Origin of the sequence: Agrobacterium sp. SORGH_AS_0745 (assembly GCF_030818995.1) — a bacterium.
Taxonomy (GTDB): domain Bacteria; phylum Pseudomonadota; class Alphaproteobacteria; order Rhizobiales; family Rhizobiaceae; genus Agrobacterium; species Agrobacterium tumefaciens.
This window is the reverse complement of sequence record NZ_JAUTBI010000001.1, coordinates 1515557-1539083: the sequence shown is the minus strand read 5'-3', so window position 1 is coordinate 1539083 and position 23527 is coordinate 1515557. Positions and strand designations below refer to the sequence as shown.

16 protein-coding genes and 2 pseudogenes are annotated in these 23527 nt (G+C 59.4%); 9 read left to right on the top strand and 9 right to left on the bottom strand.

The window, feature by feature from the left end; genetic code table 11:
* Positions 1–42: 42 nt before the first annotated feature.
* The 6 genes from QE432_RS07025 to QE432_RS07000 form a co-directional block, all read right to left on the bottom strand.
* Entirely contained in the window at positions 43–1176 is a 1134-nt protein-coding gene (locus tag QE432_RS07025) for a Gfo/Idh/MocA family protein (RefSeq protein WP_025595645.1), read from the bottom strand.
* A 21-nt stretch (positions 1177–1197) separates the two neighbouring features.
* Positions 1198–1962, bottom strand: a complete 765-nt coding sequence (locus tag QE432_RS07020) for a sugar phosphate isomerase/epimerase family protein (protein WP_013761597.1) — start codon at positions 1960–1962, stop codon at positions 1198–1200.
* Positions 1963–2022: 60 nt separating this feature from the next.
* A complete protein-coding gene (locus QE432_RS07015) occupies positions 2023–3111 on the bottom strand; it encodes an ABC transporter ATP-binding protein (RefSeq protein WP_003510949.1) in 1089 nt (362 codons plus the stop codon).
* A 5-nt stretch (positions 3112–3116) separates the two neighbouring features.
* On the bottom strand, positions 3117–4058 hold the full coding sequence (locus QE432_RS07010) for a carbohydrate ABC transporter permease (protein WP_003510950.1): 942 nt from the start codon (positions 4056–4058) through the stop codon (positions 3117–3119).
* Entirely contained in the window at positions 4051–4953 is a 903-nt protein-coding gene (locus QE432_RS07005; protein ID WP_003510951.1) for a carbohydrate ABC transporter permease, read from the bottom strand. The genes QE432_RS07010 and QE432_RS07005 overlap by 8 nt, the downstream gene beginning before the upstream one ends.
* Before the next feature lie 141 nt (positions 4954–5094).
* Positions 5095–6327: an ABC transporter substrate-binding protein gene (locus tag QE432_RS07000; protein WP_025595640.1), complete on the bottom strand. Its 1233-nt coding sequence runs from the start codon at positions 6325–6327 to the stop codon at positions 5095–5097.
* 332 nt (positions 6328–6659) lie between these two features.
* Between QE432_RS07000 and QE432_RS06995 the strand changes: the two genes are divergently transcribed.
* Positions 6660–7358 (top strand): CPBP family intramembrane glutamic endopeptidase, encoded by a 699-nt coding sequence (locus QE432_RS06995; protein WP_236736216.1) that lies wholly within the window; start codon positions 6660–6662, stop codon positions 7356–7358.
* Between the two features lie 86 nt (positions 7359–7444).
* On the opposite strand, the gene QE432_RS06990 is transcribed toward QE432_RS06995, so the two are convergent.
* On the bottom strand, positions 7445–8875 hold the full coding sequence (locus tag QE432_RS06990; RefSeq protein ID WP_025595636.1) for a mannose-1-phosphate guanylyltransferase/mannose-6-phosphate isomerase: 1431 nt from the start codon (positions 8873–8875) through the stop codon (positions 7445–7447).
* A gap of 267 nt (positions 8876–9142) precedes the next feature.
* On the bottom strand, positions 9143–11572 hold the full coding sequence (locus QE432_RS06985; protein WP_025595634.1) for a glucose/quinate/shikimate family membrane-bound PQQ-dependent dehydrogenase: 2430 nt from the start codon (positions 11570–11572) through the stop codon (positions 9143–9145).
* A gap of 327 nt (positions 11573–11899) precedes the next feature.
* Between QE432_RS06985 and QE432_RS06980 the strand changes: the two genes are divergently transcribed.
* From QE432_RS06980 to QE432_RS06945, 8 genes and pseudogenes are all read left to right on the top strand, one after another.
* Positions 11900–12874, top strand: a complete 975-nt coding sequence (locus QE432_RS06980) for a LysR family transcriptional regulator (protein WP_025595631.1) — start codon at positions 11900–11902, stop codon at positions 12872–12874.
* A gap of 160 nt (positions 12875–13034) precedes the next feature.
* Positions 13035–15325: pseudogene (locus tag QE432_RS06975) on the top strand (NADP-dependent malic enzyme).
* 268 nt (positions 15326–15593) lie between these two features.
* A complete protein-coding gene (locus QE432_RS06970; RefSeq protein WP_003510963.1) occupies positions 15594–16433 on the top strand; it encodes a transporter substrate-binding domain-containing protein in 840 nt (279 codons plus the stop codon).
* 202 nt (positions 16434–16635) lie between these two features.
* The gene (locus QE432_RS06965; protein ID WP_013761603.1) at positions 16636–17379 is read left to right on the top strand and encodes an amino acid ABC transporter permease; all 744 of its coding nucleotides are present in this window, start codon (positions 16636–16638) and stop codon (positions 17377–17379) included.
* Positions 17376–18160 (top strand): annotated as a pseudogene (locus tag QE432_RS06960) (amino acid ABC transporter permease). The gene QE432_RS06965 and the pseudogene QE432_RS06960 overlap by 4 nt, the downstream one beginning before the upstream one ends.
* 12 nt (positions 18161–18172) lie before the next feature.
* Complete coding sequence (locus QE432_RS06955; RefSeq protein WP_013761605.1) at positions 18173–18973, top strand: amino acid ABC transporter ATP-binding protein; 801 nt, start codon at positions 18173–18175, stop codon at positions 18971–18973.
* A gap of 4 nt (positions 18974–18977) precedes the next feature.
* Positions 18978–20324 (top strand): MmgE/PrpD family protein, encoded by a 1347-nt coding sequence (locus QE432_RS06950; RefSeq protein ID WP_306623667.1) that lies wholly within the window; start codon positions 18978–18980, stop codon positions 20322–20324.
* Positions 20325–20342: 18 nt separating this feature from the next.
* Positions 20343–21662 (top strand): LLM class flavin-dependent oxidoreductase, encoded by a 1320-nt coding sequence (locus QE432_RS06945; protein ID WP_003510972.1) that lies wholly within the window; start codon positions 20343–20345, stop codon positions 21660–21662.
* A gap of 70 nt (positions 21663–21732) precedes the next feature.
* Here the strand turns inward: QE432_RS06945 and QE432_RS06940 are convergent, their stop codons facing one another.
* Positions 21733–23469 carry a methyl-accepting chemotaxis protein gene (locus tag QE432_RS06940; RefSeq protein WP_013761607.1) on the bottom strand — a complete coding sequence of 579 codons (1737 nt, stop codon included), beginning with the start codon at positions 23467–23469 and terminating at the stop codon, positions 21733–21735.
* Between the last annotated feature and the right edge of the window lie 58 nt (positions 23470–23527).

Here is a 23527-nt window from a genome sequence, read left to right as displayed (position 1 = left end):
AAAACGGCAGTGCGCCGGGCTCTTTTTTTCGATAAACCGGGCTTAGCGCAGCAGCGCCTGCGCCTCCTCGATGCCGAGTGCTGCCGGCTGCGTGCAGGTTGTGGTCATCTCGATGAAGCGGCCTTCTTCCCCGGATTTGAGGATGGAGGTCATCACGTCGATACCGTGCAGGGAGCGATCCAGCGAGCAGCGGGCATCGCGGCCTTCAAGGATAGCAATCGCCATATCGGCCAGGCCTGCCGTGCGATAATTGGCGCGCGGGCCATTCGGGCTTTCCTGGTTGGCAATGCCGAAGGGATGCGCCCAGTCTTCCAGCGGCTGGATATTTTTGTCGCGTCCGCTCGCCTCCACCACACCGCCGAAGAAGTTGGGGTCCGGCACGTAGATCGATCCTTCCGTACCGTAAAGTTCCATATTGGCGTGGCGATGCGACCACACATCCCAGCTGGCCGAAAGTGTGACCGTTGCTCCGTTCACGAATTCCAGAAGCGCATGGATGTTGGTTGGCGTTTCTACCGGGATAACTTCGCCGTTCAGCGGCTGGCTGGTCACCGTTCGGGTGGGGTTGGCCATTGATGTCAGTGCGCCAACGCGCTTGACCGGGCCGATGAGGTTGATGAGGTTCGCCACATAATAGGGGCCAAGATCGAGGATCGGCCCGCCCCCCTTTAGGAAGAAGAAGCCCGGATTGGGGTGCCACATCTCCATGCCGGGGCTCATCACATGGCAGGTGCCGGAGGTGATGCGCCCGACCTTGCCCTCGTCGATATATTGCCGGGCAAGCTGATGCGCGCCGCCAAGGAAAGTATCAGGCGCGCAGCCAACGGAAAGGTTCTTCTCGCGGGCGATGCGCCGCAACTCCTCGCCTTCCTCCAACGAAAGCACCAGCGGCTTTTCCGAATAGACGTGTTTACCCGCCTCGAGTGCCGCTTTCGACACGGGAAAATGCGCGGCGGGAATAGTGAGGTTCACCACCACGTCGATGTCCTTGTTGGCGAGGAGTTCCTCGATCGACTGCGCCGTGACACCAAATTCTTCTGCCCTCAGTTCCGCCGCATTGCGGTTAAGGTCGGCGCAGGCCAGCACCTTGATGCCCTTGAAGAGCGGTGCCAGCGAAAAGTAAGCAGACGAGATGTTGCCGCACCCGATGATGCCGACGCCCAGTTCCCTTTGCATGATGAAACTCCGGATTGATGCTCAATAGGTTTTGAAGGATGCGATGGAGCGAGTGATCAGCCGATCGATATCCTTGGGATTGTCGTGTTCGACCACGAAATGTTTCGTGGCGGATTTTGCCCTCAGTGCTGCCACGAGGGCCTTCCAGTCCACCGTGCCGTGGCCGACATCCGCCCAGCCGTCCTCATCCGTATTTTCGCCTGATGGTGCGATGTCCTTCACGTGCACGGCGGTGATGCGCTTGCCGTAGCTTTCGATCCAGGCGAGCGGATCGGCATTGCCTCTGATAATCCAGGCAATATCCGCTTCCCATTTCAGGTCCGGTCCGCCGGCAAAAATCTGCTCCTGCGGGGTGGAGCCGTCCGGGAGCACCTTGAACTCGAAATCGTGGTTGTGCCAGCCGAAGGTCAGCCCGGCATCCACGAATGGTTTACCCGCTTCCTGCAGGCGCTTGCCGAAGGCGAACCAACCAGCCGCGTCCGCCGGGCGCTGGTCGGGCATCAGGTACGGGCAATAAATCGCTTCCACGCCCAGAACCTTGGCGATGTTCAGAGCCTTTTTCGGATCACCCTCGAGAAGGTCGAGGCCGAAATGGCCGGTCGGCATGGCAAGACCATTGGCATCGAGTTCGGAGCGAAGGCTGTTCAACCCAGCGTCATCAAGCGAGGCGTACATGGCGCCGTAACCTTCGACCTGTTTGTAACCAGCCGCCGAAAGCTTCTTCAAAATATTGGAAAACGGCTGGAAATTGCGGGCGCTGTAAAGCTGGAAACCGAGTTCTGTCATTATCTCCTCCATAGAGATGTGGGTGCTTGGGATGGTGTTGGGGGTAAAACGGGGCCCTTCCTAAAGCCGCTCTTCGCTCTGTGCGTCGAACAGCGAGGCCATGGTGAGGTCTAGGCCGAGGCGAACCCGGGTGCCCGGCGCAAACCGCCTGTGGCCGCCAACGCGCACGGACAAGGTATGACCGGCATGTTTGAGCCAGATCAGATTGTCGGCGCCCATCGGCTCCTCGATGTCAACGATCGCCTCATGCACCTCGCCGCTGACGATGTCGGCATCGACGCGCACATGTTCGGGACGCACACCGAGAACCACGGCACGACCGGCGACAAGCGGCGCCTCCGGCTGATAACCATCCAGTGAGAAGGTGACGCCGTTGGTGGTGAAGACCACCTTGCCGTCCTTCTCGATCAATTCGCCACGCAGGAAATTCATCGAGGGCGAACCGATGAAGCCCGCGACGAAGAGGTTCCTTGGCTTGTTGTAGATGGTGACGGGATCGGCAAGCTGCTGGATGACGCCGCTTTTCATGATGGCGATACGATCAGCCAGTGTCAGCGCCTCGATCTGATCGTGTGTCACGTAGATCATGGTGTTTTTCAGCGCCTGGTGCAGCCGTTTGATCTCGACGCGCAGTTCCGAGCGCAGCTTGGCATCGAGGTTGGAAAGCGGTTCATCGAACAGGAACACATCCACATCGCGCACCAGCGCCCGGCCGATCGCCACGCGCTGGCGCTGGCCGCCGGAAAGCTCGGCGGGCTTGCGCTTCAGGAGTGGTTCGATCTGCAATATGCCCGCCGCCCTTTTGACGCGCCGGTCGATTTCCTCTTTCGGAACCTTGGCGACCTGAAGGCCGAAGGAGAGATTCTTCTCCACCGTCATCTGCGGATAGAGCGCATAGGACTGGAACACCATGCCGATGCCACGATCCTTCGGCTCTTCCCAGGTAACGTTGCGGTCCTTGATGAAGATTTGCCCGTCGGTTGGCTCCAGAAGGCCCGCAATGCAATTGAGAAGTGTCGACTTGCCGCAGCCGGAAGAGCCGAGCAGCACGAGGAACTCGCCGTCGTAAATATCGAGATTGAGGTCTTTCAGGACGGTAACGGCACCGAAGGACAGGGAAAGATCGCGAATGGAAACGCTTTTGTTCATATAACTCAACCTTTTACTGCGCCTGCGGCGATGCCACGGACGAAAAGCCTGCCGGAGACGAAATAAACAATCAAAGGCACGGCCCCGGTGAGAAGGGTTGCAGCCATGTTGACGTTGTATTCCTTCACGCCCTGCACGGAGTTGACGATATTATTGAGCTGCACCGTCATCGGGTAATATTCCGGCCGCGTGAACACGACACCGAACAGGAAGTCGTTCCAGATGCCGGTGACCTGCAGGATCATCGCCACGACGAAGATCGGCAGCGACATGGGCAGCATGATGCGAAAATAGATCTGCCAGAAATTGGCGCCATCAATACGTGCCGCCTTGAACAATTCCTCCGGCAGCGACGCAAAATAGTTGCGGAAGAGCAGCGTCAGGATCGGCATGCCGAAAATCGTGTGCACGATCACGAGGCCGGTCAGCGTGCCATAAATGCCCAATTCGCGCAGCACGATGACGATCGGGTAGATCATTACCTGATAGGGGATGAAGGCGCCGATGATGAGGATCGAGAAGAACAGTTCCGAACCCTTGAACTTCCAGTTCGCGATGGCGTAACCGCTGACGGAAGCCACGATGATCGAGATCACGACCGACGGTATGAGGATGCGTACCGAGTTCCAGAAGCCGCGTGAAAGCCCGTCGCAGTTCAGCCCGGTGCAGGCATTCGCCCAGGCTTTCACCCAGGGTTCGAAGGTGATTTCCACCGGTGGCGCGAAAATGTTGCCGAGCCGTATTTCCGGCATACCCTTCAGAGAGGTGACAACCATCACGTAAAGCGGCAGCAGGTAATAGGCGGCAGCGACAAACAGCGTGCCATAGAGAATGATGTTGCGGCGGGAAAACGTTTTTTTCGGCTTCTTGCCGCGGGGACCGGAAAGGTCCGTGGCAACCGCATCGGTTGCGGCGGCGACCGTGTTCAATGTGCTGATATTAGCCACGTTTCTTGCCTCCGAATTCGAGGTACGCCCATGGAATGACGATAATGGCGACGGTTAGAAGCATCATGGTGGAGGCGGCAAAGCCCTGCCCCAGGTTCTGCGCCTGGAACATGTAGTCATAGACATATTTCGCCGGCACTTCGGATGCGATGCCCGGTCCGCCACTGGTCTGCGCCACCACCAGATCGTACACCTTGACGATGCCGCTCGCGATAATGACGAGCGTGGTGATGAAGACCGGCCGCATCATGGGAATAATGATGAGGATATAGGTCTTCCACATCGGAATGCCGTCGACGCGCGTCGCCTTCCAGATATCCTCGTCTATGCCGCGAAGACCGGCCAGCATCAGGCACATGACGAGCCCCGTGCCCTGCCAGAGCGCAGCAATCAGGATGCCGTAGATAACGATCTCGGAATTATAAAGCGGGTCGAAGGTGAAGCTTTCCCACCCCATCGAGCGGACCACGGACTGAATGCCGAATTCCGGGTTCAACAGCCATTGCCAGACAAGGCCGGTTACGATGAACGACAGAGCAAAGGGATAAAGGAAGATGGTGCGGAAGGTGTTCTCGAAACGGATCTTCTGATCCATCAGCGCCGCCAGCACGAAGCCGATCACCAGACTGAAGATCAGCGAAAGAATGCCGTAGATCGCCAGATTCTGGATAGAAATGATCCAGCGCGGCGCGGCCCACAACCGCTCATACTGGTCGAAACCGATGAAGCTTGCACGTGGCAGAAGCTTGGAATTGGTGAATGAATAAATCACCGTCCAGACCGTTCCGCCGAGAAAAATCACGACGGCGGTCAATATCATGGGAATGGAAGCAATCTTCGAATTGAGATTGCGGAAAAGCTGGTTGGGGCGGCCGGAGCGCGCTAGACCCGCCATGGATGACCCTCCTGTAACGTTGCCGTTGATAGCCAGGCAAGGTCTCAAAGACCTCGCCCCAATCCTCCGGGCTTGCGCGTTTACGCATCCCGCAGGGAGCTTGCGGCGGATGGATGCCACCCGCCGCACAAGAGGTTGCGGTTAGTCAGCGGAACCGATGATACCGGCGAAGCGCTTCTGTGCATCTTCTGCAGTCATCGCGCTGGCAAAAAACTCTGCCATCAGGTCTTCTTTCTGCTTCTGCGTATCAGCAGAAATCAGCTGGTCTGTGCTGGTCAGCGCATTGCCCTTGGCCAGAATTTCCAGACCCTTCTTCATGCAGTCATTGGCCGCATTGAGGTCGACGTCGCCACGGATCGGCAGCGAGCCTTTCTTAAGGTTGAAAGCCACCTGCGTTTTAGGATCGACGATGGTTGCGGCCAGAACGTCCTGCGCCTTGGATTTTGCTTCATCCTTGAGCAGCGGGAAATAAAAGGCGTCGCCGCCGGTGGTGAGATAGTCGTTAAGGCCGAGACCCGGCAGGCAAGTGTAGTCCGTACCCGCCTTCTGGTTGGCAAGCTGGAACTCGCCCTGCGCCCAGTCGCCCATGATCTGGCCGCCGGCCTTGCCTGTTATGACCATGTTGGTGGCCTGGTTCCAGTCCTGAACATTGGTGCCCTTGGCCATGTCACGGGCCTCGACGGCGGCCGCAAAAATCTTGGCCATGTCGGGACCGGCCGCTGCTTCGGCATCCTTGTCGCCATAGACCTTCTGATAAAGATCCTTGCCGCCGATCGAAAGCGTCAACGTGTCGAACAGACCGTTGGCCTGCCATGCCTGACCGCCGAGCGCGAGCGGCTGGATGCCGGCTTTTTTCAGTGCCGGTGCTGCGGCAGCAAATTCAGTCCAGTTCTTGGGAACTTCGACGCCCGCTTTCTTGAACGCTTCGTTGGAAAGCCACAGCCATTGCCAGGAATGGATGTTGACCGGCGCGCAATAGATCTTGCCGTCGATGGTGCAACTGTCGAGCAGGCTTGCCGGCTTTATGACGTCTTTCCAATTGCCCTTTTCGGCAACGTCGGTCAGGTCGCGCATCAGGCCGGCCTGCACCAGCTCTTCCGCCTGTCTGCCATGGTTGAACTGGGTGGCACCCATCGGGTCGCCGCCGGTGATACGGCTGATCATGATCGGACGGGCGGTGCCGCCCGAACCGGCAATAGCGCCGTCCACCCACTTGTTGCCGGTGGCATCAAAAGCCTTGGCAAGTTCGGCAACGGCAGCGGCTTCACCGCCCGATGTCCACCAATGGGTAACTTCAAGATCGGTAGCCCCAGCGACACCCGCCGGAATCATAACACTGGCCAAAAAGGCCGCAGAAATAAAGCGCATTCGCATGAGTCTCCTCCCTCACTGAAACGTTGCAGTTGGAACGTAAGCGAAGATTTTTGATTAGGCAACCGCCTAAAAAATGAATCTCGCCGCAGCTCGCCGCGCTGTTTCGAGCAGATACAAACGTGCCGAACGGCTAGATTTTGTTGAGAAAGAAGATTGGGAAATTGGAAGGATGCCGAATGGCACGACAAAGACTGCGCACCGGTAATCTGCAGGCAACGTAGTATCTTCATAGTCTTCCGACTTTGGCGTCGGTTCCTGCGCACAGAGTGCCAAGCCCGCATGGACGGGCAAACATAAGGTGAGCGATCGTGAAACGTTGGCACATTCTTTTGATGATCGGTCTGGCGGGCGTGTTATCGCTTTTGCTCGCACCGTTCGAACGGCTGGCGTCGGGACAGGATCTTTCCTTCACGATACGGGTTGTGATGCTCGTCCAGCCGGCAGTCCTGATCATTGCTGCGGTGGCGACGGGTCAAGCGCTCGCCGGCAAACTCGGGCTCGGCACTCCGCTGATCGATGCCTGGCTGAAAGGAACCGGGTTCGGGCCAGTCTTGCGCAGGCAAGCCCCATCAGCTTTGCTGGCGGGCCTTCTCGTCGGCCTGTTGATGACCGCTTATTCGTCTGTGATCCTGCCTGCCTTCACCGATACGGCAACCATGGAAAAAATGGCGGCGTTTGAAGTCCCACTTGTCACCCGGCTTCTCTATGGCGGCATAACGGAGGAGCTGCTGACCCGATGGGGCTTGATGGCGTTATTCGCATGGGCGCTCTGGCGAATAGTGGGCAAGGGGCAAGTCCAGCCGGTCATGCTGTGGACTGCCATTGTCATCGCAGCGGCCCTTTTTGCCGTGGGCCACCTGCCCTTTCTGTTTGCCATTACCGTTCATCCGCAACCATTGCTGATTGTCAGTGTCATACTCGGCAATTTTATCCCCGGACTGATGTTCGGGTGGCTGTTCTGGCGTCGCGGGCTGGAAGCAGCGATGCTTTCCCACGCTTTCGCCCACTGCGTGAATGCAACTGTCTCCTGATCCGTCGAGCCGACAGATAAGTCAGGGATTTATCATCCCGGCCTCGCCGGCCGGGATAAAATGCCGCTTCGGTGCGGGCAGCAGTCCTAATGCCTCTTATAATCATCCTCGATGCGGATGACGTCGTCTTCGCCAAGATAGGCGCCGGTCTGGATTTCGACCAACTCAAGCGGAATCTGCCCCTCATTGGCAAGCCGGTGCGGTTGGCCAATCGGGATATAGACGGACTGGTTTTCCGTCAGCAGCCGGGTTTCGTCGCCAATCGTTACGGTTGCCGTGCCCTTGACGATGATCCAGTGCTCCGAGCGGTGATAGTGTTTCTGGAACGAGATGCGGTGGCCAGGATCAACCGTGATGTGGCCCACGCGGTAGCGCTCGTCCACATACATATGTTCGATGTAACCCCATGGACGATACACTCGCCTGTGCGCTTGCGTCCGCGGCGCGTGTTCGCCATCCTTCAGTGTCTCCACTAGGCCCTTCACGTCCTGAACCCGGTTTTTCGGCACCACCAGAACCGCATCCTTGGTAGCCACCACCACCAGATCCTTTGCCCCCACCACGGTCGTCAGCAATTGCGTGGAATGGATCAGGCAGCCCTCGGAATCGATGAAGACGCCGTCGCCCTCGAGCGCATTGTCGTTGCCATGCTTGTCGGCGATTTCCCAGATCGCGTCCCAGCTGCCGATATCCGACCAGCGGAAATGGCCATGCACCACCGCCATGCGCTTGGTCTTCTCGATCACCGCATAGTCGATGGAGTTTTTCGGCGAGGCTTCGAAGCTCGCCTGATGCAGGCGCACGAAGCCAAGGTCGCTTTCATATTGTTCGACCGACTGCGTTACTGCCGCAAGAATTTCCGGCGCGAATGCCTTGAGTTCGGCAATCATCACGTCGGAACGGAACAGGAAGTTGCCGGAGTTCCAGAGATACCCCTTCTCCAGATAGGAGATTGCCGTCTTCACGTCCGGCTTTTCCACGAATGCCTCGACGATGCTCAAGTCAGCCTCACCATCAATTGCTTCACCAGGCTTGATGTAGCCGTAAGAGGTGCGCGGCTCGGTTGGCACCAGACCGAAAACGACGATATTGCCCTGATCGGCGGCCTTGGCGCCAAGCCTCACGGACTCTGAAAATTTGTCGGCATCCAGCACCACATGGTCGGCGGCGAGCGCCAGCACGAGGCATCCCGGCTCCCGGCGCTCGGCCAGCACGGCGGCAGCGGCCATGGCGGCGGCACTGTCGCGGCGGGCGGGTTCGAGAACCACCGTCGCCGGAAGATCGATCTCCTCAGCCTGACGGCGGGCGAAGAAGCGGAAATCCTCGTTGGTGATCACCAGCGGCTCGGCATAAAGCGCCTTGTCGGCCACGCGCGTCAGTGTCTGCTGATAGGTCGAAAGATTGCCGACCAGCGGCTGGAACTGCTTGGGCAACTGATCGCGCGATACCGGCCAAAGCCGTGATCCCGCCCCACCAGCAAGAAGAACCGGCGTGATCTTTCGAGATTGTTCCGTCACAATAAAAACCTTTCCAACTTTAAAAAACTTCCGGCGGGCCGGACAATATACATATTTACCAATGCTGCCATCATCGGTTCACGGGCGGATAAGCGCAAGCTCATAAGTTCGCCTTGTGAAAGCTTGGTGAATGTCGGACCCGTTTTGCTAACGCAACGCACAGGGTGAGGTTCCGCGCAAAGGGCGATCAATGGCTTTGACAGGCCGCAAAGAAAAACCCGGGCGAATGGCCCGGGTTTCCGTTTTCAGAGCGATGACCTGTCAGGATCAGTTCGGCAGCGCGTAAGCGATCACGTAGTCGCCACGGTCAGGAGACTGACGTGCACCGCCGGCCGAGATGACGACATATTGCTTGCCTGTTTTCGGAGACTTGTAGCTCATCGGGCCGCCCTGGCTGCCGACAGGAAGGCGGGCCTTCCAGACTTCCTTGCCGGTCGCTGTATCAAAGGCGCGCAGATAATAATCCTGGGTGCCGGCGATGAAGACGAGACCGCCCTGGGTGGCAAGCGTTCCGCCGAGCGTGGGCATGCCGATCGGGATCGGCAGACCCATCTTGATGCCAAGCGGACCGGTATCCTCAACGGTGCCTACAGGAACCTGCCACTTGATCTGCTGCGTCTTCATGTCGATCGCAGTCATCGAGCCATAGGGCGGAGCCTGGCAGGGAATGCCGAGAGCAGACAGGAAACGGTTCTTGTTCACCGCATAGGGTGTGCCCTTCATGGGAACGACGCCCATGCCGGTATTGACGCTTTCGCCGCCGCTTGCCGTTGCCTTGGTGGGAGCAGCTTCCTTCATCTCAATCCACAGGCCGAGGCGCATGTCGTTGATGAAGATTGTGTTGGTCGTCGGGTCAGTCGAGATGCCGCCCCAGTTCATGCCACCGAGCGAACCCGGGAAGGCGAGGGAGAGGTCCGTGCCTGGCGCCGTATAGAGGCCTTCATAACGCATGCCCTTGAAAGCGATACGGCACAGAAGCTGATCGAAAGGGGTGGCACCCCACATATCGGCTTCCGTCAGCGTCTGCGCGCCGATTTGCGGCATGCCCACCGAACGCGGCTGCGTTGGTGCATATGGCTCGTTCGGAATGTTGCCGGCCTTGACCGGAACGTCTTCCACCTTGGTCAGCGGCTGGCCAGTCGCACGGTCCAGCACATAGATCTGACCGGCCTTGGTGCCGAAGACCAGAGCCGGAACGGTCGTTCCGTCGGCCTTCGGGAAATCGATGAAGCTCGGCTGCATCGGCACGTCGAAGTCCCATAGGTCGTTATGAACCGTCTGGTAGACCCACTTTTCGCGGCCGGTCGTGGCATCGAGCGCCAGCATGGAAGCGCCGTATTTATGATCGAGCGGTGTGCGCGTCGCGCCATAAAGATCGACCGAGGGGCTGCCTACCGGCATGAAGACCGTGTTCAGCTCCGGATCGTAGGACATGGATGCCCAGACGTTCGGTGTGGAACGGGTGTAGGTCTGGCCCTCGGGCGGCAGTTTGGTGATTTCAGGGTTGCCGGGATCGAAAGCCCAGCGAAGCTCACCCGTCACCACGTCGAAACCGCGCATCACGCCGCCAGGCATATCCACCTGTACGTTGTCAGCGATACGCCCGCCGACCACGATGGTGGTGCCGGCCAGTGTGGGGGCCGATGTCAGCACATATTGCGGGTCCGGCGCATCACCAAGACCGATCTTCAGATCGACGCGGCCATTGGTGCCGAAATCCGGGCAAAACGCGCCGGTGTCGGCGTCGAGCGCGATCAGTTCCGCGTTGATGGTGTTCATGAGAATGCGGCGCTGGCAAAGCGCGCCGTCGGCTACGATCGCCGGGGTGACAGGCGTTGCGCCCGGAGCGGTCGGCTGCTTCAGCGGCGCCTTGGCATCGAAATAGGCGAGACCACGGCAACGCATCCAGACGGTGGATTTGGCGTTGATTTCGGTCTTCCACTTCTGCGCGCCGGTATCGGCGTCGAGCGCGATGACATTGTTGTGCGGTGTGCACACAAACACGGTGTCGCCGACCTGAAGCGGCGTTTCCTGATCTTCCGCACCGTTCGCGCCGGGGCTGATCGGGATGTCGCCGGTCCGATAGGTCCATGCCACCTCAAGGTTCTTGACGTTATCGCGGTTGATTTCGTCAAGCGCAACAAAGCGGCTGCCGCCCGCCGTATTGCCGTAATGTTCCCAGTTCTTCTGCTCTTTTTCCGGCGTTACCGGCGTCAGTGCAGCAACCTCACCCTTGAAGGCGACGGTTGGATGCGGCACGAACATGCCGGCAAAACCGGCAGCGGACGCAATGGCCAGAACGCCAGCAAGGGCAAAGGAAGCGCCGTAAGCGGGCGTCTTGCCAGCCGCGCGCCGCAGCAGCGGATAGGAGAGCGCAACCACCGTGGCGCCCACGCCCAACGCCAGCAGGCGGGAGATGAGCGGCCAGAAGTGCAGTCCGGCTTCCCACACTGCCCAAACACCGCTAACGATGAAGACAAGGCCGAACAGGAGCGCGCCGGCGGGCTTGCGCAGGAGAATAAGCAAGCCGGAGACGATCAGCGCGATACCCGCCAAGACGAAATAGAGGCTGCCGCCGAGTGTTGCGAGCTGCCCGCCGCCAATGGCGAAGAACAGTCCCGCAGCGACAATGACGGCGCCGAGCACGAAGAGCCATAATCTGGCTGCAAGCGACGTTGAGGTTGCTGGTTTACTCATGAAATTAAATATCCGGTTAGGAGAGCCGCCGCGAAGGCTGACGCCCGATGATCTTTCAATGCCCGGCCCAGGCCTGACAGTCCGCCGCACTTACGGCTGAGCGAAGATGCGCTGAAGGCGATGAGGCGAAATGGGGAACAATGGTGCGGGAGACTTCCGTGGTGACTGTCATTTTGACCCATTCACTGCAGTTTATCGCCGGCCCCAATGGACGGCGGACAATGTGCTCGAACAAATCCTCCCAAGTTCGTATCGCAGAGGCCCGCATGCGGGCACTGGGCGACCGAAACCTCGGTGCGGTATAACGTCGCCTGCGACAAGATGACAATGCGCAAGACGGGCATTTTTGATAAGCTGCGCTTATACCATATCAACACCTACAACACAAAGACCTCTCCGCCGATGGATATTCGCCAGCTCGCCATTTTTGTGGAAGCCGCAAGGGCCAAAAATTTCCGCGCGGCCGCTTTGCAGCTGGGCATCGCCCAACCGGCCGTAACGCAGCGTATCCGGCAACTGGAAGAGAATCTGGGCTTCAAGCTTTTCCTCCGTGTCAACCGCGGTGTGGAACTTACGCCGGCTGGGCAGTCGATGCTGCTCGATGCGGAGGAAATTCTTGCCCGCACCAAGGGCGCGCTGGAAAAGGCACACCAGATCAGGCGCGGCCAGCTCGGCACGCTGCGCATCGGCTTTGGCACCAGCGTAATGGCGGAACGAAAATTGCCGGCGCTGATCACCCGCTATGGCAACGACCACAGGGAGGTGACGCTTGAACTCCTGCCCGGCATGACGATGGAACAATTGATCGAGCAGGTGGCGACGCGCAAGACAGACGTCGCTTTCATTCGCGCACCCCTGCCCCAATTGCCGCAGAGCTTGCGGGCCATGCCCTTCGACCGCTCCAAACTGTGCGTCGCCCTGCCGGAGCGCCATCCGCTCGCCTCCCGCCCCAGAGTTTCGGTTGGCGATATCGTGCAGGAAAAACTGCTGCTGCCGGTGGACGAGATCGGCCTGGGGCTCAGCAGCAGCGCGCTTTCCCTTTTCGAGGATGCAGGCTGTGAGCCGGAAATCGGCATGCGCATCGCCAACGTCAACACCATCCTTGCTCTCGTCGAAGCTGGCGCGGGAATTTCCATTCTGCCGGAAAGCACCGTGCGCTCCACAAGAGGCATCACAGGTGTGCCGCTCGAAAGCGCCGATGCCTGGTCAGATAGCGTGCTGGTCGTCAGACGCGGTCCGCTTGCCCTCCACGTGGAGGCCTTCGTGAATATGGTACGGCAGGCCTACCAGTCCCACCTATAATGCCGCCAATACGCACTTAATCGATTGAATCGGCCACAAATTTCGCCACGGCTAAATTTGCTGCACTGAACAACATTCAACGCTTGGCACGCGCGCGAAAAATACAATAACAACGACGGATATTTTTGCACTGTTATCGACACGAAAGCACACTCAGCCCATGTCCGACACGACGAAGCCCGCCAGCCCCAGAACATCGGTTACAGATCAGGAAGCACTGGATTTCCACGCGCAAGGCAGACCGGGGAAACTGGAAATCACCCCAACCAAGCCGATGGCGACTCAGCGGGATCTGTCGCTTGCCTATTCGCCGGGAGTGGCCGTGCCGGTGAAAGCCATCGCCGAAAATCCGGCGACCGCTTACGATTATACGACACGCGGCAACATGGTGGCAGTGATCTCCAACGGCACGGCGATCCTCGGTCTCGGCAATCTCGGCGCGCTCGCCTCCAAGCCTGTCATGGAAGGCAAGTCCGTTCTGTTCAAGCGCTTTGCGGATGTGGATTCCATCGATCTCGAGGTCGATACCGAAGACGCCGACGAATTCATCAATTGCGTGCGCTACCTTGGCCCCTCTTTCGGCGGCATCAATCTGGAAGACATCAAGGCGCCGGAATGTTTCATCATCGAAAGCCGCCTGCGCGAGCTGATGGACATTCCCGTTTTCCATGACGACCAGCACGGAACCGCCATCATCGCCGCCGCCGGTCTCATCAACGCCATCGAACTGACTGGCCGAGACTTCAAGACGACGAAGCTCGTCTGTAACGGCGCAGGTGCTGCTGCCATCGCCTGCATGGACCTCATCAAGGCCATGGGTTTCAACCCCGAAAACATCACGCTTTGCGACACCAAGGGCGTGATCTACCAGGGACGCACCGAAGGCATGAACCAGTGGAAATCCGCCCATGCGGTGAAGACTGACAGCCGCACGCTGACTGAGGCCATGAAGGGCGCGGATGTCGTCTTCGGCCTGTCGCAGAAGGGTGCTTTTACCGAAGAGATGATCCGCTCCATGGCGCCGAAGCCGATCATTTTCGCAATGGCCAACCCTGACCCGGAAATCACCCCGGAAGAAGTCGCCCGCATCCGCGATGACGCCATCATGGCGACGGGGCGTTCGGATTATCCGAACCAGGTCAACAACGTCCTCGGCTTTCCCTATATCTTCCGCGGCGCGCTCGATGTCCGTGCAAGCCAGATCAACGACGCAATGAAGATTGCCGCTGCACAGGCGCTGGCCGATCTTGCCCGCGAGGACGTGCCGGATGATGTGGCCGCCGCCTATCAGGGCAACCGCCCGCGCTTCGGATCGCAATATATCATTCCCGTTCCCTTCGATCCGCGACTGATCTCGGCAATTCCGGTGGCCGTGGCCAAGGCCGCCATCGAAACCGGCGTCGCTCGCCGCGAATTGCCCGATCTCGATGCCTATGCCCGCGAGCTTTCCGCCCGCCGCGACCCCATGGCGTCGACCACGCAGCGCCTTTACGAGCGTGTGCGCCGCTCTCCGAAGCGTGTCGTTTTCGCCGAAGCGGAAGAAGAACAGGTGATGCGCGCAGCGATCTCGTTTACCGCGCAGGGGCTTGGCACCGCCATCCTGCTCGGCCGTGACGACATCATCAAGGCCAATGCGGAGCGTGCCGGCATCGATCTCGACCGCGCCAATATCGAGATCACCAATGCCCGCGCCTTTCCAGCCGCGTCGATGCCTATGTCGATTATCTCTATGCGCGTTTGCAGCGCGGCGGCTTCCTGCTGCGCGACGTGCAGCGCCTGATCCACAACGACCGTAACCATTTCGCCGCCTGCATGGTGGCGATGGGCGATGCGGACGCCGTGGTCACCGGCGTTACCCGCAACTATTCCACGGCGCTCGAGGATATCCGCCGCTGCATCAACACCAAACCCGGCCACCGTGTCATCGGCGTTTCTCTGGTCGTGTCGCGCAACCGAACGGTCTTCGTGGCAGATACCGCTGTGCACGACATGCCGTCCGCCGAAGACCTTGCCGATATCGCCGAAGAAGCAGCCGGTCTCGCCCGCCGTTTCGGCTACGAACCGCGTGTGGCGATGCTCGCCTATTCCACCTTCGGCCAGCCGGTTGGCGAACGCTCCGACAAGGTGCGCGAAGCGGTGAAAATCCTCGACAAGCGCAACGTCAATTTTGAGGTCGACGGGGAAATGTCGGCCGATGTGGCGCTGAACCATCATCGCATGCAGAGCCAGTATCCCTTTGCCCGCCTTTCCGGCGCGGCCAACGTGTTGGTCATGCCCGCCATCCATTCCGCCTCGATCTCCACCAAGATGCTACAGGAACTGGGCGGCGCGACCGTCATCGGCCCGCTTCTCGTCGGCCTCGACAAATCGGTGCAGATCACCTCGATGGGTGCCAAGGACAGCGACATCGTCAATATGGCGGCGATCGCGGCCTATAACGCCGGTCGGTAACGATGTGGGAGCGCTCTTCGGGAGAAGGGCGCTCAAAATGCCCAGGCATAGCCAACATATCCTCGCCCCTGTGGCGAGGATATTCCAAAGCGCCGAACCCCGGCACCATAAGAACAAGATTCTACGATTTCAAATTATTAGGTTATTTTTTCTCACCAGAGAACTTATTGGAACACGATTTTATTTATACGATTTTTTGCGCAACGCCAATTCTCGCTCTCGACGGACGCCTCATGTAGTTTCCACCCACAACCAAAAGGAAATACCCATGGCCCTCTCCTTCTCCAGATTTGCCGCAAAACTCATCGCCGGAACCGTCGTCATCGCTTCGATGGCCACCGCCGCTCACGCGGATGCGACGCTCGACCGTATCAAGGGTCGCGGCAAGCTCACCGTCGGCGTCATCCTGTCCGGCGCGCCTTTCGGCTTCATCGATCCGAAGACGCAGGAGCAGAAGGGCCTCAACATCGACGTCGCCAAGGCGCTGGCCGCCGGTCTCGGTGTGGAGCTGGTGACCGAAACCGTGACCCCGCCCAACCGCGTGCAGTTCCTGCAGCAGGGCAAGGTCGATATTCTGATCGCCAACATGCAGTACACGGAAGAGCGCGCCAAAACGCTCGATTACGTGCCCACCCCCTATGACCGCCAGGGCGGCGCAGCCATCGGTCGAAAGGACTCGGGCATCAAGGACTGGCCGGACCTGAAGGGCAAGATTGCCTGCGTATCGCAGGGCTCCAACTACACCCAGCCGCTGATCGAGCAATATGGCGCGCAGGTAAAGGCGTTGCCGAGCCAGCCGGAATCGCTGCTCGCGCTGAAGGGCGGCAATTGCGATGTCTCAGTGCACGTCAACGGCACGCTGAGCCTGATGCTTCAGGACCGCGCCGATGAGTGGAAGGATTACGGCATCCTGATCCCCACCGACCTTATCCCTTCTGACTCCGTCATCTGGCTGCGCAAGGGCGAGGCCGACACGCAGGCTGCGCTCGACAAGATCGTCAAGGAGCTGCACGCTTCCGGCAAAATGATCGAATTCGCCAAGGCCAACCGCCTGCCGAGCATCGGCTTCATGGAAGAGCAGAAGACGAAGCTCTCCGCGGCGCAGTAAAGGCTGGGCAATCCCGCTTGCTCTGTCACCCCGGACCTGGTCCGGGGGACCGGCATGTCGTAGGGGCATCTGCCATCACGGAGATTTCCCTCACCACTGAGAACGGCCGGTTTCGCCCGCCGTTCTTTTCTGCTTTATAGCAAGACAGGTCATTCTGGCACCGCCTGCCGGGCGGCAGCCGCGACAAGAGCATGGATATCCGATGCAGGATGGATTTACAGCGCGTTTCATAGAGTTGGCCGCGCATATAGGCCTCAACTATGACTTTCTGAACAGCGGCTACGAGGTTCAGATCTGGCTCGACGGCATGAAGATGACGCTCATCCTCGTCGGCGTCACCCTGCCGCTCAGCCTCGTTTTCGGCTTCATTTTCGCCGCCATGCTCACGTCAGGCAAAGGCTGGCTCGCCGGTCCGGTGCGCGCCTATGTGGAATTGACGCGCAACACGCCGACGCTGGTGCAGCTGATGTGTGGTTTCCTTGTGCTCAACATGTTGATTTCGAACGCGCTCGGCGGCGCGCAGAACAATCCGCTCACCCCGTTCTTCTGGGTCGTCGCCATCACCGGCCTGCACGTTGCCGCCTTCCATGCGGAAGCCTTGCGCGGCGGTATCGAGGCGGTGCCGGCTACCACCATCGAGGCGGCACGCGCCATCGGTTTCACCTCTTTCGAGATTTTACGTTACGTGGAATTTCCGCTGGCAATCCGCACGGCACTTCCTTCCATCATCAACAATCTCATCAATCTGGTGAAGCTCACCACCGTCGGCTCGGCGATTGCGGTCGGTGAAATCACCTATGCCTCGATCCTGATCTGGACGCAGCGCGACAATGTGGTCGAACTGATGCTGGTGATCCTCATCTTTTTCAGTGTCATCAATTTCATCGTCGCAAGGGCGGGCCTGTGGCTTGAGCGGCGTCTTGCGGTTCCGGGGTTCGGTCAATGAGCGCGGTGGTCTCTCCAACACAGGCGGCGAAGAAGCTGCCTTTCGGCACCATTCTTCTGTGCGGCGTGCTGGTTGCCGTCGTGCTGTGGCTGGTTCTCGATCCCTCGCTCGGACAGGTGCTGCTGGAATGGCTGCCCTATCTGGGCAAGGGTTTTGCCATGAATGTGCTGATCAGCATCCTGGCGATTGCCATCGGCACCATCATCGGCGTCGTGCTTGGCATCATGGAGCTTGCGCCCTATCGCCTCGTGCGCGCGCCGGCGCTCACCTACGTGCAAATCTTCCGCAACGCCCCGCATCTGGTGCTGATTTTCGCCGCGACCTACATCTTCCCCTTCGAGATCGTCGCCTTCGGCAACTACATTCCGTTTCCAGACTGGATCAAGGCCGTGGTCGGGCTTGCGATTCCGGCCAGCGCCCACATCGCCGAAATCACCCGGGGCGCCATCCAGTCCATTCCCACCGCGCAATGGGAAGCGGCGCAGGGCCTCGGGTTTTCGCGCAACCAGACGCTGCGCTGGATCATCCTGCCGCAATGCGTGAAGCGCTCGCTGCCGCCGTGGATGAACCTTTACGCCTCCATCACCATGGGCACGGCGCTTGCCTCGCTGGTCGGCGTGCATGAGCTTCTCCACGCAGCAACCGATGCCAGCACCGCCGTGCAGCGCAACGATTTCACCGTCGTGTGGTCTATCTCACCGTCCTGATGGCGTTCTTCCTGTTCTGCTATCCCGTGTCCCGTTTCACGCAGCGCCTTGAACGGCGCTTCGCTTCCCGCTGATTGGAATACACCATGTCCGCATCCGCCCCCCAAACCGCCGCCAAAGCTCTTGTTGAACTGGAAGGCGTGCACCTGTCCTTCGGCGACAATCAAGTGCTCAAAGGCATTGATCTCACCGTCAACAAGGGCGACGCCGTCTCCATCATCGGCCCTTCCGGCTCGGGCAAATCCACGATCCTGCGCTGCATCAACGGCCTGCTCATTCCGCAATCTGGCAAGATCACCGTGGGGGGCACCCGCGTCGATCAGCTGAAAACGGAAGCTGAGCGCATAACGCTGCGCAAGCGCATCGGCATTGTCTTCCAGCAGTTCAACCTCTTCCCGCATCTGACTGTCATGGAAAATATCACAATCGCGCCGATTAAAATCCTCGGCACGCCGAAGGCGGAAGCCGAGCGTCATGCCCGCGAATTGCTGGAAAAAGTCCGCCTGTCGCAGAAGGTGGATGCCTATCCCGGTCAGCTGTCTGGCGGCCAGCAGCAGCGTGTGGCCATTGCCCGCGCGCTTGCCATGCGGCCTGAATTGGTGCTGTTCGACGAAGTTACCTCCGCACTTGATCCGGAAACCGTGGGCGAAGTGCTCGCCGTCATCCGCGATCTCGTCAATGACGGCATGACCAGCATTCTCGTGACACACGAAATGCGCTTCGCCGAGGAAATCAGCGACAATATCGTCTTCACGGAAAACGGCCTGATCGTTGATCAGGGCACGCCGGAGCACATCTTCTACAAGTCGACCAATCCGCGTATCAACGCCTTCGTAAAGGGTCTTGGCGGACAGGTGGCACGGGTCGCCGACGGCGAAGGGATCTGACGCCATGCCCTCCGATGAAAAACTCACCCTTCATCTGGCAGAAGCCATCGCCGCCTCTGATCCGCTCCGCGACGAAGAGGCTGTGACGATCGCCCGCACGGCGCTGATCGACTTTTTTGCCTGTATGCTGGGTGGCGCTTCCGACCGAAGCACGAAAATCCTCATCGACAGCTTTACGTCAGGCACATCCGGCACGGCGGGCATTGTCGGCCATGATCTGCGCACGGATGCATTCACCGCCGCACTCATCAATGGTCATGCGGGGCACGTGCTGGATTATGACGACGTCCATGGCAGCGTGCGCGGCCACCCCACCGTCGCCATCGTTCCCGCTCTATTGGCTGTTGCGGTCGAGGAAGGCTCTACGGCGGATGCATTCATCGCCGCCTATATTGTAGGGCTGGAAACCATGGCGCGGCTTGGCCTGTCGCTCGGCACCAAGCATTACGAAAATGGCTTCCACGCCACCGCGACCCTCGGCCCCATCGGTGCGGCGGCGGCCATTGCCCATCTTCTGAAATTCACCCCGCAGACGACCGCTATCGCACTCGGCCTTGCCGCCACGCAGTCGGCCGGACTTCGCCTGCAATTTGGTTATGATGCGAAGCCCCTGCATGCCGGGCTTGCGACACGCGCTGGCCTCACCGCCGCGCAGCTGGCAAGATCAGGTTTTCAGGGCGCGCCGGATTTTCTGGAAAACCCTATCGGCTTTTATTCCGCCTTCGCCTTTGGCGCGGAACAGCCGAAACGGCTCCTGTCCGGCTGGGGTGCACCCTGGCAGATCGTCTCTCCCGGATTGACGCTCAAGGCATTTCCCTGCTGCACCGCCAGCCACCCTGTTGCCGTTGGTGCGCTTGCACTGCGCAGCGCCAATGATCTGGCACCAGATGAAATCGAAACTGTCGTCATCACCTTTCCCCCGGGAGGCGATGCCGCTCTTGTGGGTTCGGCCACACCCGCCACGGGCATCGATGCGCGTTTCAGCGCCGAATATGTCTTCGCCGCCGCACTGACGGATGGCGCACTCGGCATCAGCCATTTCGACGAACGCCCTGCACGCGCCGACCTGCTTGGACTTTCCGCAAAAGTCTCGCGCCGGCACGACGAGACCGCCCGCCGCCTCTCGCCGGATCCGACCACGCGTTTCGTGGTCATCGACGTGACGAAGAAGGATGGCACGGTGCTGTCGCGCCGTATTGACGGTCTTCCCGGCATTGATGACCCCACGGAAAAATTTGCCGACGCCACCGGCGACAATGAGAAATTCGCCGGAATTCCGGCACTGGTGCGGACCATGAAAACCGCAGCCGACCTCAAGAAGCTAGAAGCGCTTCTGGCAACGCAAATATAACACGACCGAAATAAAGGCATGATCACCATGACCACGAATACCCGCAAAAGACAGATGCATCTTGGCCTGTTCCTGCAAGGAGCCGGCCACCACGTTTCCGGTTGGCGTCACCCGGATGCGGAAGCCGGCAGCGAGAATTTCGACCTGTTGACCCGTGTCACGAAAATGGCCGAAGATGCCAAGTTCGACATGGTCTTTCTGGCAGATGGCCTCACAAGCGGCGTCGACGCCCATCCCTCGATGATCGCCCGTTTCGAGCCGCTTACCCTGCTTGCGGCGCTTGCCATGGTGACAAACAAGATCGGACTAGCCGCCACCGCCTCCACCACCTATGGTGAGCCCTACCACACCGCACGCGCCTTCGCCTCCATCGACCATCTCAGCCACGGGCGTGCGGCGTGGAACATCGTTACCACCTCCTATGCCCGCACGGCGGCGAACTTCTCCAAGAGCCATCCCGAGCATGACGAGCGTTATGCCGTTGCGGAAGAATATGTGAACGTCGTGCGTGGCCTGTGGGACAGCTGGGACGACGACGCCTTCGTCAAGGACAAGGAAGGCGGCCGTTACGTCGATCCGCAGAAGGTCCACATTCTCGATCATGAAGGCAAATATTTCACGGTGAAGGGGCCGCTGAACATTCCGCGTTCGCCGCAGGGTCACCCGGTTCTCATTCAGGCCGGCTCCTCCGGCCCGGGGCAGGATCTCGCCGCCCGCACTGCCGATATCGTCTTCACCGCCCAGCAGGCCATTTCCGAGGCGCAGGCCTTCTACACCAGCCTAAAGGCGCGAGTGGAGAAATTCGGCCGCGATCCCGCAAGCGTTGCCGTGATGCCCGGTTTCATGCCCATCATCGGCAAGAGCTTCGAAGAGGCCGGCGAAAAGCTGAAGGAGCTGAACCGCTGGACCGACATCAAGAGCGCCATGCCGTTGCTTGAGGAACGCATCGGCCATAGCCTTACCGAGTATGATCTCGACGGCCCGCTGCCGGACCTGCCTATTTCCGACCAGTTGCGCAGCCGCGCCGAACTTTTGACAGAACTGGCGCGCCGCGAAAAGTTGACGATCCGGGAACTGGCGCTGCGCGTTGCAGCTGGTCGTGGCCACCATATCGTCATGGGCACGGCCAAGGACGTTGCGGATCGCATGCAGGAGTGGTTCGAGAACGGCGCGGCAGACGGCTTCAACGTCATGCCGCCCTTCTTCCCCGGTGGGTTGGAAGAATTCAACCGCGAAGTCGTGCCGCTCTTGCAGGAACGTGGCCTGTTCCGCAAGGAATACGAAGGCTCGACGTTGCGCGACCATCTCGGCATCAACAGGCCTGCCCTGCGGGCATAAAAAACGGATGCCCGGCGACGGGCATCCGCATGACAAGAGGCTCACGTGGAAGCAGGCTGTCGCCGATCCGTCAGGCTGCTTTCCTTCCCGACAGTTTCACACTGTGACTCGTCCGCGACGAGTTGGATGAAATGGATGCCCCGTCGTCGCGCTGGGTCGCGCGGCGGTTCAGTTTGAACAGGCTAACCAGTTGCGCCAGCACATCCGCACCCTGGGCAAGGGTAGCGCTAATGGCGGTCGTGCGCGCGCTCATCGCCGCATTTTCCTGCGTCATCCGGTCGAGCTGGTTGACTGCACGGTTGATTTCGCTGATGCCTAAGGCCTGTTCATCGGCGGCCTTGGCGATCATATCGACATTGCCGTCAATGTGCTTCACCAGCGCATCGATCTGCTTCAGCGCCTCACCCGTCTCGCCGACAAGCCGCACGCCTTCCATAACCTCGGTGCCGGAATTGTTGATGAGCGCCTTGATTTCCTTGGCGGCACTGGCGGAGCGTTGCGCAAGTTCGCGCACCTCCTGTGCCACGACCGCAAAACCCTTGCCGGCATCGCCGGCGCGCGCGGCTTCGACCCCCGCATTCAGGGCAAGAAGGTTGGTCTGGAAGGCGATTTCGTCGATAACGCCGATAATCTGGCTGATCTCCCGCGATGCCGTCTCGATGCGCTGCATGGCGTTGACGGTACGCCCAACGACTTCCGTGGAAGCCGCCGTTGACGTCCGCGCACTCTGAACGAGTTTTCGGGTTTCCTTGGTGTTTTCCGTCGATGCCCGTACGGTCGCGGTGATTTCTTCCAGCGCCGCCGAGGTTTCCTCCAGCGCCACGGCCTGCTCACGCGATCTTTCGGCGAGATGAACAGAGGCTTCGCTGACTTCCTGGCTGCTTCTGGTCAGGTCATCGGTCTGCCCAAGAACATTTTCCAGGGTTTTCTGGAATTCGGCGATGGACTTGTTGAAATCCCGTCTCAGCCCCTCGAACTCACCCACGAAAGGCTTGTCGAGCGTGACGCGGATGTTGCACTGGGAAAGACGCTCAAGCGCAGCGCCCAGTTCTTCCACCGCATGGACGCGGTCCGTTACATCGAAGGCGAATTTCACCACCTTGACGACTTTTCCCCGCTCGTCGATGATCGGGTTGTAGGACGCCTGGATGAAGACGCGTTTTTCGTTCTTGCCGAGCCGCATGAACTGACCGGTCGAGAACTCTCCCTTACCAAGATCCTTCCAGAAATTGCGGTACTCTTCGGACTGCACGTAGCCACGCTCACAAAACATCGAATGATGGTTGCCGATGATCTCTTCCGCCGTGTAGCCGAGTGCTGTCAGGAAGTTTTCATTCGCGGAGAGAACTTTCCCCTCGGGCGTGAACTCGATCATCGCCTGCGCGCGCGAAAGCGCTGCCAGCTTGCCATTATCCTCGGTGCTTCGGCGCTTCGTCGCCGTGATATCGGAAGCGATCTTGACCACCTTGTAAGGTTTGCCGAAACGAAAAACCGGATTGTAGGAGGCTTCAATCCAGATGTCGTCGCCGGTTTTCGACCGCCGCCGATATTGGCCCTGATCGTATTCGCCGCGTGAGAGTTTCGCCCAGAAGACCTTGTATTCGGGTGACGCTGCATCTTCGGGAGGCAGGAACATGCTATGGGGGCGTCCGATGATTTCTGATTGCTGATAGCCGACCGCCTTGCAGAAATTGTCGTTCGCTTTCAGAATTTTGCCAGTCAGATCGAACTCAATGATGGCTTGCGAGCGGCTTAGGGCATCAAGTACCGCAGATGCGTCCGTACCGAGTTTGAAAAATTGAGACATGTCTTTGAACTCCCAACAATAACTTGTATGCGGACCTTTCCTCCTCGATGCCAAAGAG